Here is a 14,276-nt window from a genome sequence, read left to right on the forward strand (position 1 = left end):
ACAAAGATGGTTTTCCAATAAAACCATCTTTGTAAAAAATTTATTCACTAATCAAACAGTAAATGGATATTTGATAGCCTCATGGCACTGATACCCTTCAAGGATAAAATCATCTGAAGTTACCCACGTTTCGAGATCTTCTAATGACTGAATTTTGGGGTTAATAATCAATGAAGGAGAAGCAAAAGGCTCACGTTTTAGTTGGACATCACGCATTAAAGGTAATTGGTTTTCATAAATATGTGCATTCACAATTTTATGATAAGCCTTACCTGCTTTATGCCCTGTAATACGAGCCATTAGAGCGAGTAAAACAAAACATTGTACTTGATTGAAATTTAAACCAAGCGGAACATCACAGCTACGCTGGTAAGATGTTAAATGTAGCGTATCACCTAATAGTGAAAAAGTATGAGTATGCATGCAGGGACGCAAGCAGCCCATTTCAAATTCACCAGGGTTATAGAAAGTGATGATTTCCGCACGGTCATCAATACCATTTTTTAAGTTATTGACGACTTTTTTCAGCTGATCTAAATGTGTTCCATCTGGGCGTTGCCATGAGCGCCCTTGAACGCCATATACACGCCCCATATCATCTTCACCTTTGCGATGGGGATTATTCAGCCATGCTTGGTTTTCGTTTGCATTAGCATTCCAAGTATTACAACCAATTTCACGAAATTGAGCTGCATTGTCATAGCCACGGAGATAGCCAAGAAGCTCAGCTATCGCCGCTTTATAGAAACTTTTACGAGTCGTAATCAAGGGAAATTGATTATTACCAACATCATATTCAAGGTCAGCGTTAATAACGGTTAAACAACGAACACCTGTACGTTTATTTTCAACCCATTGGCCCTCATCAATAATACGCTGGCATAAATCAAGATACGGCTTCATAGTGACTCTCTTTTTCAAAAATAACTAAGTGGCTAACCTTCGCCTTGTTGTATTTCATTGTTTTATTTACAAAATAGTTATACTCAACAGACTAAGTCAGCCCCAATAAATGGACTAATTAACTCTTTTTAGGCTCTTTTAATGGCTTATGGGCTGGCACATTCTTACCATATTTATAAGCCCAGACAATCATTAGAATGCCAATAATAATCATTGGGATTGATAGAATTTGCCCCATACTAATACCACCAAATAAACCAAGCTGTGCATCCGGTTGCCTAAAGAATTCAACGATAATCCTAAATGCACCATAACCAATCAAGAATAACCCGGAAACACTCCCCATAGGGCGGCGTTTACGCACAAATAAGTTCAAAATAAGGAACAAAACAATTCCCTCTAAGAACATTTCATAAAGTTGTGATGGATGTCTTGGTAGCACACCATACTGCTCTAATATGGGTAATAACGAAGGGTCTTGGGCAGCGAGTTGGATATCTTCACTACGTGAATGTGGGAACAAAAATGCCCATGGCGTATCAAGTGTAACTCGTCCCCATAACTCCCCATTAATAAAGTTCCCGATACGCCCCATGCCTAAACCAAATGGAATCAATGGTGCAACAAAGTCAGAAACTTGCAGAAAACGACGGCGAGTACGATGAGCGAACCACATCATGGCACATATCACACCGATTAACCCCCCATGGAAGGACATACCGCCATCCCAAACCTTAAAGAGATATAGAGGATCGTCAAGAAAAACAGGGAGATTATAGAAGAAAACATAGCCTAGCCGGCCACCGACAAATACGCCAACAAAACCAACATACAGTAAATTTTCAACTTCATTTTTTGTCCAGCCACTATTTGGTTTTGCAGCGCGACGCCCTGCAAGCCAAAGGGCAAAAACAAAGCCAACAAGGTACATAAAACCATACCAGTGTAATGATACTGGCCCAATCGAAAACATAACAGGATCTATTTCCGGAAATGCTAAGTAGTTGTTACTCATTGTTCCCCACTTTTTAATCATTAAGCCAACTACTCGTCGACTATTACGTATTCAACAGACTTCAATTTGTGAAGCACCCTGAAGCATACAACAAAAAGTATCGTCATTTATACTTGATATTTTTCAACCTAAACCAAATTAAATACTTCATCTTGTTGTAAATTAAATTCCACCACGCACAAAACCACCTAAACGGTGCTGTTCCATAAACTCACTGGCTTCTTGCCTAACGCTATCACAAGTTTCTGCAGCCAATAACTTCGGTGCTAACTCCGACATTAAGGCTGGGTCAAGTTGGCGGATTAAATATTTCATGCGAGGAACACTACGCCCACTCATACTTAAAGAGCGATACCCAAGTGCAATTAATACCATTGCGCTAAGTGGTTGACCTGCCATTTCCCCACAAACGCTGACAGGGAGTTCCAGGCGTTGGCACTCTTCGCTCACTTTTGCTAAAAAGCGCACAACTGAGGGATGAAGATTATCATATAGCGCTGCTACATGCGTGTTATTACGGTCAACAGCAAGTAAATATTGTGTAAAGTCATTAGTCCCAATAGAGATAAAATCAACACGTTTTTTAATTTCAGGTAGTAAAAACAGTAAAGAAGGAACTTCAAGCATAATACCTATTTGAGGCATCTCAACTGGCATTTTTAATAAAACACTCACTTCTTCTCTTGCTCTTTTAACCAGCGAAATTGCTTCGTCTATCTCATTAACACTGGTCACCATCGGTAATAAAATACGTAAATTACCCGAAAGCGTATTTGCCCGTAACATAGCCCTTAGCTGAATCAAAAAGATCTCGGGCTGGTCCAACATGATACGAATACCACGCCAGCCTAAGCTTGGGTTTTCTTCGCTAATTGGCATATATGGCAGCTGTTTATCTGCCCCTATATCAAGGGTTCTTAATACAACAGGCTTGGTAGGAAAAAGTTGTAAAACTTCTTTATAGAGCTGTTTCTGCTCATCTTCTGAGGGAAAACCATTGTGCAGCATAAAAGGCAGTTCCGTACGATACAGACCAACACCATCAACCCCAGTATTGATTTGTTGCTCGTAACATGGGCTTAAACCTGCATTAAGGTATATATGAACTTTTTCGCCGCCTTTAAGCATTGCATCTTGCTCAAGAGTCCCTTCAGCTAAGCGACTAATGGCATTTTCTTCTTCAATAATTTGTTGATATTCCTGAACAATTAAATTTTCAGGTTCAATAAAGACCTCACCACGGTACCCATCCAATATTAAATGGCGGTTATGTAATAACGAAGGCTCAATATCAGCCCCCATAATTGCAGGGATCCCCATGGCTCTGATTAAAATCGCAGAATGAGAATGTGTTGCTCCGTCACGCACGACCACACCGGCAAGTTGTTCAATAGGCAACTCAGCCAACACGCTAGCACTTAGCTCATCAGCAACTAAAATAAAGCTTTCTGGCCATTGTTCATTTGCGGTAAGTGAATCATCAAGATGAAACAATAAGCGTTGACCTAATGCTTTTAAGTCTGCCCCTCTTTCCCTTAGATAAAGGTCACGCAGGCGAGAAAACTGCTCCACATAATTTTCAATAACCGTTTTAACCGCCCATTCAGCGGTTGCATTGTCATTAATAGCGGCAAACAGGTGTTTTTTAAGTTGAGGGTCGCTAAGTAGATGATTATAGAGATCAAAAATCGCAGCACTTTCCTTTGCTGAGCTAGCCATAAAACGCTTACTAATACGACGACATTCCGCTGTGGCACTCTCGAGAGCGGCGACAAGGCGTTGTTTTTCTTTATCGATATCAATAGCACTAGCTTGAAAAATACTATCTAAAGAAGGTTGGGAGCTATCTTGCCACCCATAAGCCATTGCAATTCCCTGTGATACCGGAATCGCTTTAATTCTATTTTGCCGATATTGCCCAAAAATACCTTTCGCTTGTGCTTGTGACAAAATCACAGCCAGTTGCATTGACAATGTGACCATGAAAGATTCTTCGGTTTCATTAAACAGCCGCTTTTCCCGCTGCTGTACCACCAGCACGCCTAATAATTGGCGACGATAGACCACGGGAACACCTAAGAAAGCTCTCAAGCGTTCTTCTTTAAGCTGAGGCAGGAATTTATACTGAGGGTGTTCACGAATATCGGCTAGATTGAGCATCTCAGATTGGCGCCCTACCGCGCCTACGACACCTTCATCAAATCCTAGACGAATAGCAATCCCGCTAGGTTTTTTTAACCCGCGGGTTGCCATTAAGTAATAGCATTGGCGAAGGTGATCAGCTAAATAAATGGAACAAACGTCTGTTCTCATTGCTTTGCAAGTCTCATTCACCAACACTTCTAGCGCATCAGTCAAACTTGTCGCCATTGCAACTTTTTCGACAATTTCACGTAAACGCATCAACATAGGCTACTTTGCTCCACGCCTACGGTTATTAAAAGTGGGTCGTTGCGGTAATTTTTGTTCCTGTAAAGGCATAACTACGGGGGCGAATTCTTTCATGACACGCCGATAAACTTCGCGTTTAAAAGAAACTACCTGCCTAACAGGATACCAATAACTGACCCATCGCCAGCCATCAAATTCTGGCGATTTACTGCGCTGCACGTTTATATCGGCATCATTGCATTGAAGTTGGAGTAAAAACCAACGCTGTTTCTGCCCAATACAAACAGGTTTTGTATCCCAACGCACCAAACGCTTGGGTAATTTGTAACGTAACCAATTACGGGTAGATGCCAATAACCTGACATCTTTACGCTGTAGCCCGACTTCTTCGTATAGCTCACGATACATCGCCTGTTCCGGCGATTCCCCGGGATTGATGCCTCCTTGAGGAAACTGCCATGAGTGCTGACCATAGCGGCGGGCCCATAAAACTTGCCCTTGCCGATTACAAATTACAATTCCTACATTCGGGCGGTAGCCATCATCATCAATCACAGACTACCTCAATAACCAAATTTGAAAGATGCCTAATTGTTTCACACATACCTAAACTGGTAAACCTATATCAATACAGTTTGCAGATATGTCTGAAGTCACTACAATAGTGAACATCTCAACGGGGTGCCGAATTTATTTAGGCTGAGAAATAACCCGTAGAACCTGATCCGGTTAATACCGGCGTAGGGATTTGAGCCACCGCCTGCATACCTGCACCGGTTCATCCTCAAATCCTGTGTCACTATCTTTTAGCGCAGGAAAAAGCATGTTTAAAAACAAAATTATAGCATCTATTCTTACCGTTAGTGCACTCAGTTTAAGTCAATTGGCATGGGCTGATAAACCAACGCTTACTGTTTATACCTACGATTCCTTTGCGGCAGAGTGGGGACCGGGCCCACAAATTAAAAAAAATTTCGAAGCGCAGTGCGATTGTGAATTAAAAATAGTCGCACTGGGGGATGGCGTAGCGCTGCTAAACAGGCTCAGAATGGAAGGAAAAAAAAGCAAAGCGGATGTGATTTTAGGGTTAGATAATAATTTATTAGATTCTGCTGAAAAAACAGGCCTGTTTGCCCCTGCTGATATTAATACCAAGGCATTAAAACTCCCTATTTCATGGGATAGCTCAATTTTCATTCCCTATGATTATGGTTACTTCGCATTCATATACGACACTAATAAAATTAAACAACCACCAGCCAGTATGGATGCATTATTAAATAGTGAAAATAATTGGAAAATTATTTACCAAGACCCCCGAACCAGTACCCCTGGACTTGGCTTGATGTTATGGATTGAAAAGCTGTATGGCGAAAAATCTGCTGATGCATGGCAAAAAATGGCAGGTAAAACGCTTACCGTAACAAAAGGTTGGAGCGAAGCTTATGGCCTATTCTTAAAAGGAGAAGGTGATTTTGTACTCAGTTATACCTCATCACCGGGCTACCAAATACTCAATGACCAAAAAGATAATTATGCTGCCGCCTTATTTAGTGAAGGGCACTACATGCAAGTTGAAGTGGCTGCAAGGCTAAAAAACAGTCCAGAGCCTGAATTGGCAAAACAATTTTTACAGTTTGTCTTAACCCCTGAATTCCAAAATACCTTACCAACAACTAACTGGATGTATCCGGTCATTGATATTCCCTTACCTGAAGTCTATAACCAGTTACCTCTGCCTGAAAAAGCCTTGCAATTTAGTTCTCAAGAAGTGGCCAAAGAACGCCAAAATTGGACTCGTTTATGGCAAACCGCCGTCAGTCGCTAATTAATTTGTCTCTGCTACCGGGGGCATTGGCCTCCGGTTTACTGATTACCGTTGCACTCATTAGTTTTGGTGCTCTGTGGTTTTTTGCACCTGAAATTTCAATGGCTGATATTATCAGCGATAGCTATTTGTGGCATGTGATTGGCTTTACTTTTTGGCAGGCTTTTTTATCCGCTATTTTTTCTGTAATCCCTGCTATTTTTCTCGCCAGAGCATTGCATCGCCGTCATTTTTTTGGGCGAACTCTATTTTTACGCTTATGTGCAATGACGTTGGTTCTTCCTGTGTTAGTTGCCGTATTTGGTATTTTATCGGTTTACGGGCAAACGGGTTGGCTGGCTAAACTGTGCCAATTATTGGGGCTTAATTACAGTTTTTCGCCTTATGGCCTAAAGGGGATTTTGCTAGCACATGTCTTCTTTAATATGCCGCTAGCAACGCGTATGCTATTACAATCTTTAGAAAATATCGCTATTGAGCAACGGCAAATTGCAGCACAGCTGAGGTTTAATGAGTGGCAGCAATTTACCATTTTAGAATGGCCTTATTTACGGAGGCAAATATTACCCACTGCTGCGTTAATTTTTATGCTGTGCTTTGCCAGCTTTGCGACTGTTCTCGCGTTGGGAGGTGGCCCAGCAGCTACCACCATCGAATTGGCTATTTACCAAGCACTTAATTATGATTTTGATTTAGGTCGGGCCACTATTTTAGCATTAATTCAACTCTTCTTTTGTGTCGGTTTGATGTTTATCTGTCACAGAGTAAATAGTGTATTTTCTGTTGGTTTTAGTCATCAGACCCAATGGGTTGACCCTGCTGATAACGCGTTTCGCCGCATTCGTGATTTGTTGCTCATTGCCGCTGCCATGCTATTACTACTCCCCCCGCTGTTCGCGGTTATTTTCGATGGATTAAATGGTCAACTTTGGGCGGTATTGCAGCAACCCGCCTTATGGCAAGCCACGGCAACCTCGGTGTTTATTGCATTGTGTGCTGGCGCTGTCTGTGTAGTACTAACCTTAATGTTATTATGGAGTAGCCGTGAATTGCGCTTACGCCAAGCAGCTCGTTTAGGGCAAGCCATAGAGCTTAGCGGGTTAATTATTTTAGCCATGCCGGGTATCGTCCTCGCGACAGGTTTTTTTATCTTTTTTAATGAAACGATAGGCTTACCTGAATCCCCTTACCCATTAGTTATCATGACTAACGCTTTGCTGGCCATTCCTTATGCGTTAAAAGTATTAGAAAACCCCATGCGAGACAGTGCTGAGCGCTATAACCCGCTATGCCAATCACTCGATATTTCGGGTTTTAATCGCTTGCGAATTATTGAACTGAAAGCACTACGCAAACCAATCGCCCAAGCTCTTGCGTTTGCCTGTGTTATCTCAATTGGTGATTTTGGTGTCGTCGCGTTATTTGGCAATGATAACTTCCGCACGCTCCCTTATTATCTTTATCAGCAAATAGGGGCTTACCGATCAAACGATGGCGCTGTGACAGCCATGCTATTGTTATTGCTTTGTTTTTGCTTATTTAGCTTGATTGAACGTATTTCAGGAAAACATCATGATTAAATTGACTCAGCTAGATTACCAATACGACAACCTGACAATGTCGTTTGATTTTTCTGTTCAATCTGGTGAATCTGTTGCCGTTATGGGGCCAAGTGGTGCAGGGAAAAGTACGCTATTAAGCTTGATTAGTGGCTTTCAATTTCCCAATAGCGGTACGATTGTGCTCAATGGCGAAGACCATACTTTTAGCCCACCCGCTAAGCGCCCTGTTTCTATGCTATTTCAAGAAAATAATCTATTTTCACACCTGACGATCCGGCAAAATATTGGCCTTGGGTTACAACCCAATTTGCGCCTCAATAAAACGCAAATTCAGCAAGTTGAGCAAATGGCGAGTCGTGTCAGCCTGAGTGAATGTTTAGATAGGTTACCGGCGCAACTGTCGGGGGGGCAACGACAACGTGCGGCATTAGCACGCTGCATGATCCGTAATCAACCGATTTTACTGCTCGATGAACCCTTTTCTGCTCTCGACCCTGCATTACGCCGAGAAATGCTACTATTACTCAAGGAAATTTGTACGGAGAAATCAATCACACTGTTAATGGTTTCTCATAATGTTGATGATGCCCTACAAATTGCCCCGAGAACACTGGTTATTGCAGAGGGCAAAATTGCTTACGATGGCGATACCCAAAGCCTATTACAAGGGCAAAGTGCAGCATCTGCTTTATTGAGTATTACAGCCGTTTCTAATAATTAGCACTGTATAAATTCACACTATTCGCGTATATTTATCCTAACTATTTTTATGCGAGTAGCCTAATGACCCAACTCATCGCCCCAGCGGAAAGAGGCTTTATTCTTAGCCGGCACTGGAGAGACACCCGTCACGGTGTCGAGGTCTCTTATTGGCTACTCACTGATAACCAACCACAAAAGGTCACTGTTCCATATCAAAAAGCGATTGGTTTTTTAGCTGAATCTCAATTTCCTCGAGTAAAACACCTATTAGATGAACAACCCAATATTACCTATCGGCTTCTTGAATTAATTGATTTTAAACGTGAAAAGGTCTATGCGATTTATTGCCACCAATATCGACAATTACAGAACCTTGAAAAAAACTGCAACGAATTGGGTGTTGAATTATTAGAAACCGATATTCGCCCAAGTGAACGGTATCTAATGGAACGCTTTATCGCGGCCTCTGTCTGGTTTTCTCGAAATCAGCAAGGGGAGTTTCAACTAAAACCTTGCGAAGGCTACCGCCCCTTAGTCAAGGCCGTTTCCCTTGATATCGAAACCAGTCAACATGGTGAACTCTATTCTATAGGGCTGTCTGGCTGTGGTGACAACGTAGTATTTATGTTGGGGCCAGAACAAGGGCCTGCATTGAGCGCTGAGCATCGCTTAATCTATGTGAATAGCCGCCCCCAATTACTTCATAAACTCAATGAATGGCTTCACCAATACGACCCTGATGCCATCATTGGTTGGAACCTAATCCAATTCGACCTGCAAGTATTACAAAAACATGCTGAGCGTTATGGCATCCCCTTATTGTTTGGCCGGCAAAGCAAAAAGCTGGAATGGCGAGAGCATGGATTTAAACAAGGGGTCTTTTTTGCTGCTGCTGAAGGCCGGTTAATTATTGATGGTATCGATGCATTAAAAGCAGCGACATGGAGTTTTCCATCCTTTAGTTTAGAGTCTGTCGCCCAAGCGCTGCTTGGTGAAGGTAAAGCGATTGATACCCCTTATGACCGAATGGATGAGATCAACCGTCGTTTCGCTCACGATAAACCTGCTTTAGCTCACTACAATATTCAGGACTGTATTTTAGTCCATCGAATCTTTGAAAAAACCGATTTAATGGCTTTCTTGCAGGAGCGTTCAACGGTAACGGGTCTCGCTGTTGATAAAATGGGGGGCTCTGTAGCTGCATTCTCACACCTTTATATTCCCCGCTTACACCGACTTGGTTTCGTTGCGCCCAACCTCACAGAACAAAAAATGCAACTGAACCCCGGGGGCTTTGTCATGGACTCCCAACCTGGGTTATATGACTCCGTATTAGTTTTGGACTACAAAAGCCTATATCCTTCAATTATTAGAACTTTTCTCATCGACCCTGCAGGTATGATTGACGGGTTAGCACACCCTAACCTTGCACATTCGGTTCCCGGTTTTCGCCAAGCTTGGTTTTCTCGCACAATCCACTGTTTACCCGATATTGTCAGCCATATCTGGCAAGAGCGGGATAAAGCCAAAAAAGAGCACAATGCACCACTATCCCAAGCGCTAAAAATTATTATGAACGCATTTGCTGGGGTACTAGGAGCTGAAGGATGTCGTTTTTTTGACCCAAGACTGACCGCATCAATCACCATGCGTGGCCATGAAATTATGCGTACAACCAAACGTTTGATTGAGTCACAGGGCTACCAAGTTATTTATGGAGATACCGACTCCACGTTTGTATGGCTACGTGATGCCCACAATGAAGAACAAGCGCAAAAAATTGGCTTTGCTTTACGTGATTACGTAAATAGTTGGTGGAAAAAACATTTAGCAGAAGAATGGCAATTAGAAGGTGTTTTAGAGCTCGAGTATGAAACCCATTACCGCCGATTTTTGATGCCCACCGTACGTGGTGCCGAAATGGGGAGCAAAAAGCGCTATGCAGGATTGAGTAAAGACACCATGGTATTTAGAGGGCTGGAAACCATTCGCTCAGACTGGACACCATTAGCTCAAATATTCCAAAAAGAGCTCTATACCCGTATTTTTTATCGCCAGCCTTACCGTGAATATATTCGTGAATATGTACAAAATATTCGTTCGGGCCAATATGATGACCGTTTAGTTTATCGTAAACGTCTACGCCGAAAATTGACTGATTACCAAAAAAATGTTCCTCCGCATGTTCGAGCCGCACGTACTGCTGATGACTATAATTTAAAATTACAGCGCCCTTTGCAGTACCAAAATGGCGGTTGGATAAACTATATTATCACTCAGGCAGGGCCTGAACCATTGGAAATCATCACGGCAAAACCAGATTACGAGCATTATATATCCAAACAAATCAAGCCGATAGCAGATGCTATCTTGCCTTTTTTACAAGATGACTTTGATACCCTGCTAACTGGGCAAATTACCCTTTTGTTTTAAAATTTATTCTACCTTTGATGTTTTTTTAACAGGTGACGATAGCCTTCGGTTGAATTAATATATCGCCCCTTTGGTGTCTCGCACGTCTGGCTACACAAATTATGCGTGATAATCAACAATACTCATTATAATTCAAATAGACTGACTCATTGTCTCGGCCACAAGCCCAGCAAACGCCTTAGTGCTCACTTTGCTGCAATTTGAATGATTAAATGTGTATAATTAATCATCAGGTAACGACTATTTTTAAAATAATTCGAACTCTTCCTTGTGTAACTATTAATGAGTTACACCAACACTGGGCGAAGACACTGATAAAAATTGTCTTAAAAAATCTAAAAAATAAACTCTCAATTTTATGGAATTAAGTTAAATCTATGCCATTTACTCTTGGTCAACGCTGGATCAGCGATACAGAAAGCGAACTTGGATTAGGTGCCGTCGTGGCAATTGATGCCCGTATGGTAACGTTGCTTTTCCCTGCCAGTGGCGAAAACCGCCTATACTCTAGCAGCGATGCCCCTATTACCCGAGTGATGTTTAATGAAGGTGATACCATTACCAGCCACGAAGGCTGGCAACTTCAAGTTGAAAGCATTGAAGAAGATAAAGGATTATTGACTTACATCGGCACACGTTTAGATACGCAAGAAACCGGTGTGAGCCTTAGAGAAGTGTTCCTCGACAGCAAACTCACATTCAATAAGCCACAAGATCGTCTATTTGCCGGGCAAATTGACCGTATGGATCGCTTTGCTTTACGCTTTCGTGCGCGCAAATTCCAAAGCGAGCAAGTCAAACACCAAGCGACAGGCCTACGCGGTATTCGTGCAAGCCTGATCCCACACCAATTACATATTGCCAATGAAGTGGGAAAACGCCACCATCCGCGCGTATTACTCGCTGACGAAGTAGGCTTAGGTAAAACCATTGAAGCGGGGATGATTATCCACCAGCAATTAATGGCAGGCCGTGCAGAGCGCGTCTTAGTTATCGTTCCTGATAGCTTACAACACCAATGGTTGGTTGAGATGCTACGCCGCTTTAATCTGCGTTTTTCTTTGTTTGATGATAGCCGTTACAGTGAAGCACAACATGATAGCGATAACCCATTTGAAACAGAACAACTTGTTCTGTGTTCACTGGATTTCGTCCGTCGTAACAAGCAGCGTTTTGACCAATTAGTTGAAGCGGGCTGGGATATGATGGTTGTCGATGAAGCTCACCACTTACAGTGGAGCGAGACTGCCCCGAGCCGCGAATATCAAGTTATTGAAACATTAGCTGAAAATATCCCGTCTATTTTACTATTAACGGCAACACCAGAACAGCTAGGCCAAGAAAGTCACTTCGCTCGCCTGCGTTTACTTGACCCTAGCCGCTTCCATGATTACCAAGACTTTATTGCTGAGCAAGAAAATTACCGCCCTGTTGCTGATGCGGTTTCGCTGTTGCTGTCGGGTGATAAACTGACTAATGACCAGCAGAATTTACTTAATGAGTTAATCAAAGAACAAGATATCGAACCACTATTAAAGGCTGCAAACCTTGAAAGTGAAGATGGTAATGCCGCACGCCAAGAACTGATCAACATGTTAATGGATCGTCATGGTACCAGCCGACTGTTGTTCAGAAATACCCGTAATGGTGTCAAAGGCTTCCCTCGTCGTGAATTGCATTCACTAAAAATGCCATTACCCACCCAATACCAAACCGCAATTAAAGTGGCGGGTATTATGGGCAGTAAAAAAGACGTTGAAACACGAGCAAAAGAAATGCTCTACCCTGAGCAAATTTACCAAGAGTTTGAAGGTGAAAATGCCACTTGGTGGAACTTTGACCCGCGCGTTGAATGGTTAATGGGCTTTTTGACCGCAAACCGCCATGAAAAAGTGTTAGTGATCTGCGCGAAAGCCGCAACCGCACTACAATTGGAACAAGTGTTACGCGAACGCGAAGCCATTCGTGCTGCCGTGTTCCATGAAGGGTTATCACTATTAGAGCGTGACCGAGCCGCTGCCTATTTTGCATCTCAAGAAGAAGGCGCGCAGGTGCTACTGTGTTCTGAAATCGGCTCTGAAGGGCGTAACTTCCAATTTGCAAACCAGTTGGTGATGTTCGACCTACCGTTTAATCCAGACTTACTTGAGCAGCGCATTGGTCGTTTAGACCGTATTGGCCAAAGCCGTGATATCAGCATTCATGTGCCCTATTTAGAAAATACCGCTCAATCTGTATTGATCCGTTGGTATCACGAAGGCTTAGATGCCTTTGAACATACCTGCCCAACAGGCCGAGCTATCTACGATAAATACTACCAACCATTGCTGCAATTTATGGCTGAACCGACAGTCACTGAAGGTTTTGATGATTTTATTAAAACCTGCCGCGCAGAGCATGACAGCTTAAAATTGCAATTAGAACAAGGCCGTGACCGCTTACTTGAAATGCATTCAAACGGTGGCGAGTTAGGTAATCAGTTAGCTGAAGAAATTAGCGAAGGCGATAACGATACTGAATTGGTTAACTTTGCGCTCAATCTTTTTGATATCGTTGGTATTAATCAAGAAGATAAAAGTGATAACTTGATTATCCTAACGCCTTCTGACCATATGTTAGTACCTGATTTCCCAGGGCTTCCTCAAGATGGCTGCACCATCACGTTTGATAGAGAGCAAGCGCTTTCCCGTGAAGATACGCAATTTATCAGCTGGGAACACCCAATTATTCGTAATGGTTTAGACTTAGTGTTATCTGGCGATACCGGCAGCTGTGCGGTTTCTTTACTGAAAAACAAAGCGCTGCCTGTTGGCACCTTATTGACTGAACTCATTTACGTTGTGGAAGCTCAAGCACCTAAGAACCTGCAAATCAGCCGTTTCTTACCAGCAACTCCAGTACGCTTATTAATTGATTTGAAAGGTAATAACTTATCATCTCAAGTTGAATTTGAAAGTTTTAACCGCCAATTAAATGCCATTAACCGCCATATGGCGAGCAAACTGGTAAATGCAGTACAAAATGAGGTTCATTCAGTATTACGCTTATCTGAGCCGATGATCGAAAAAGAAGCCAAAGCATTGATAGAAAATGCAAAAGAAGCGGCTGATAAAGCGTTGACGTTGGAGCTTTCTCGTTTAGAAGCACTCAAAGCGGTCAACCCAAATATCCGTGATGAAGAGCTCGATATTATTGAAGAAGAGCGCCAGCAACTGATGACCAATATCGACCAAGCCACATGGCGCTTAGATGCCATTCGCTTAGTGGTGGTTACCCATCAGTAAACTATGATAATCAAACCATATCGTTCTATATGGTTTGATAATTAATTTAAAATCTACAACTCGAACTAATTATTTTATTTCGTACTTTTGCGTAATAAAAATAGGATTACCCTAAATAATTCGAGTTGTAGGTAGGCAGCAAACGAAGATATCTTGGG

Annotated in this window: 9 protein-coding genes and 1 riboswitch; of the genes, 5 read left to right on the plus strand and 4 right to left on the minus strand. The window is 42.4% G+C overall.

Annotated features, from left to right (window positions below):
• Positions 1-51 precede the first annotated feature (51 nt).
• The 4 genes from PSF28_RS09150 to rppH all read right to left on the minus strand — a co-directional run bounded on the left by PSF28_RS09150 (position 52) and on the right by rppH (position 4,864).
• On the minus strand, positions 52-903 hold the full coding sequence (locus tag PSF28_RS09150; RefSeq protein ID WP_004908666.1) for a thymidylate synthase: 852 nt from the start codon (positions 901-903) through the stop codon (positions 52-54).
• A gap of 118 nt (positions 904-1,021) precedes the next feature.
• On the minus strand, positions 1,022-1,918 hold the full coding sequence (gene lgt, locus PSF28_RS09155) for a prolipoprotein diacylglyceryl transferase (RefSeq protein WP_210835359.1): 897 nt from the start codon (positions 1,916-1,918) through the stop codon (positions 1,022-1,024).
• A gap of 162 nt (positions 1,919-2,080) precedes the next feature.
• Positions 2,081-4,327: a phosphoenolpyruvate--protein phosphotransferase gene (gene ptsP / locus PSF28_RS09160; RefSeq protein WP_272684961.1), complete on the minus strand. Its 2,247-nt coding sequence runs from the start codon at positions 4,325-4,327 to the stop codon at positions 2,081-2,083.
• Positions 4,328-4,330: 3 nt separating this feature from the next.
• Positions 4,331-4,864: an RNA pyrophosphohydrolase gene (rppH, locus tag PSF28_RS09165; protein ID WP_004908658.1), complete on the minus strand. Its 534-nt coding sequence runs from the start codon at positions 4,862-4,864 to the stop codon at positions 4,331-4,333.
• A 112-nt stretch (positions 4,865-4,976) separates the two neighbouring features.
• Positions 4,977-5,074: riboswitch (TPP riboswitch) on the plus strand.
• Between the two features lie 58 nt (positions 5,075-5,132).
• On the opposite strand from rppH, the gene thiB reads away from it, so the two are divergent.
• The 5 genes from thiB (at position 5,133) to rapA (ending at position 14,118) form a co-directional block, all read left to right on the plus strand.
• Positions 5,133-6,137, plus strand: a complete 1,005-nt coding sequence (thiB, locus tag PSF28_RS09170) for a thiamine ABC transporter substrate binding subunit (protein ID WP_272684962.1) — start codon at positions 5,133-5,135, stop codon at positions 6,135-6,137.
• Positions 6,113-7,717 (plus strand): thiamine/thiamine pyrophosphate ABC transporter permease ThiP, encoded by a 1,605-nt coding sequence (gene thiP / locus PSF28_RS09175; RefSeq protein WP_272684963.1) that lies wholly within the window; start codon positions 6,113-6,115, stop codon positions 7,715-7,717. Before thiB ends, thiP begins: the two co-directional genes overlap by 25 nt.
• The gene (gene thiQ / locus PSF28_RS09180) at positions 7,710-8,420 is read left to right on the plus strand and encodes a thiamine ABC transporter ATP-binding protein ThiQ (protein WP_210835367.1); all 711 of its coding nucleotides are present in this window, start codon (positions 7,710-7,712) and stop codon (positions 8,418-8,420) included. Before thiP ends, thiQ begins: the two co-directional genes overlap by 8 nt.
• A 62-nt stretch (positions 8,421-8,482) precedes the next feature.
• Positions 8,483-10,834 carry a DNA polymerase II gene (locus PSF28_RS09185; protein ID WP_272684964.1) on the plus strand — a complete coding sequence of 784 codons (2,352 nt, stop codon included), beginning with the start codon at positions 8,483-8,485 and terminating at the stop codon, positions 10,832-10,834.
• A 377-nt stretch (positions 10,835-11,211) separates the two neighbouring features.
• On the plus strand, positions 11,212-14,118 hold the full coding sequence (gene rapA / locus PSF28_RS09190; protein ID WP_210835370.1) for an RNA polymerase-associated protein RapA: 2,907 nt from the start codon (positions 11,212-11,214) through the stop codon (positions 14,116-14,118).
• Positions 14,119-14,276: the final 158 nt, after the last annotated feature.

The organism is Providencia sp. PROV130 (genome assembly GCF_028482225.1).
In the GTDB taxonomy this organism is placed as follows: Bacteria; Pseudomonadota; Gammaproteobacteria; order Enterobacterales; family Enterobacteriaceae; genus Providencia; species Providencia rettgeri.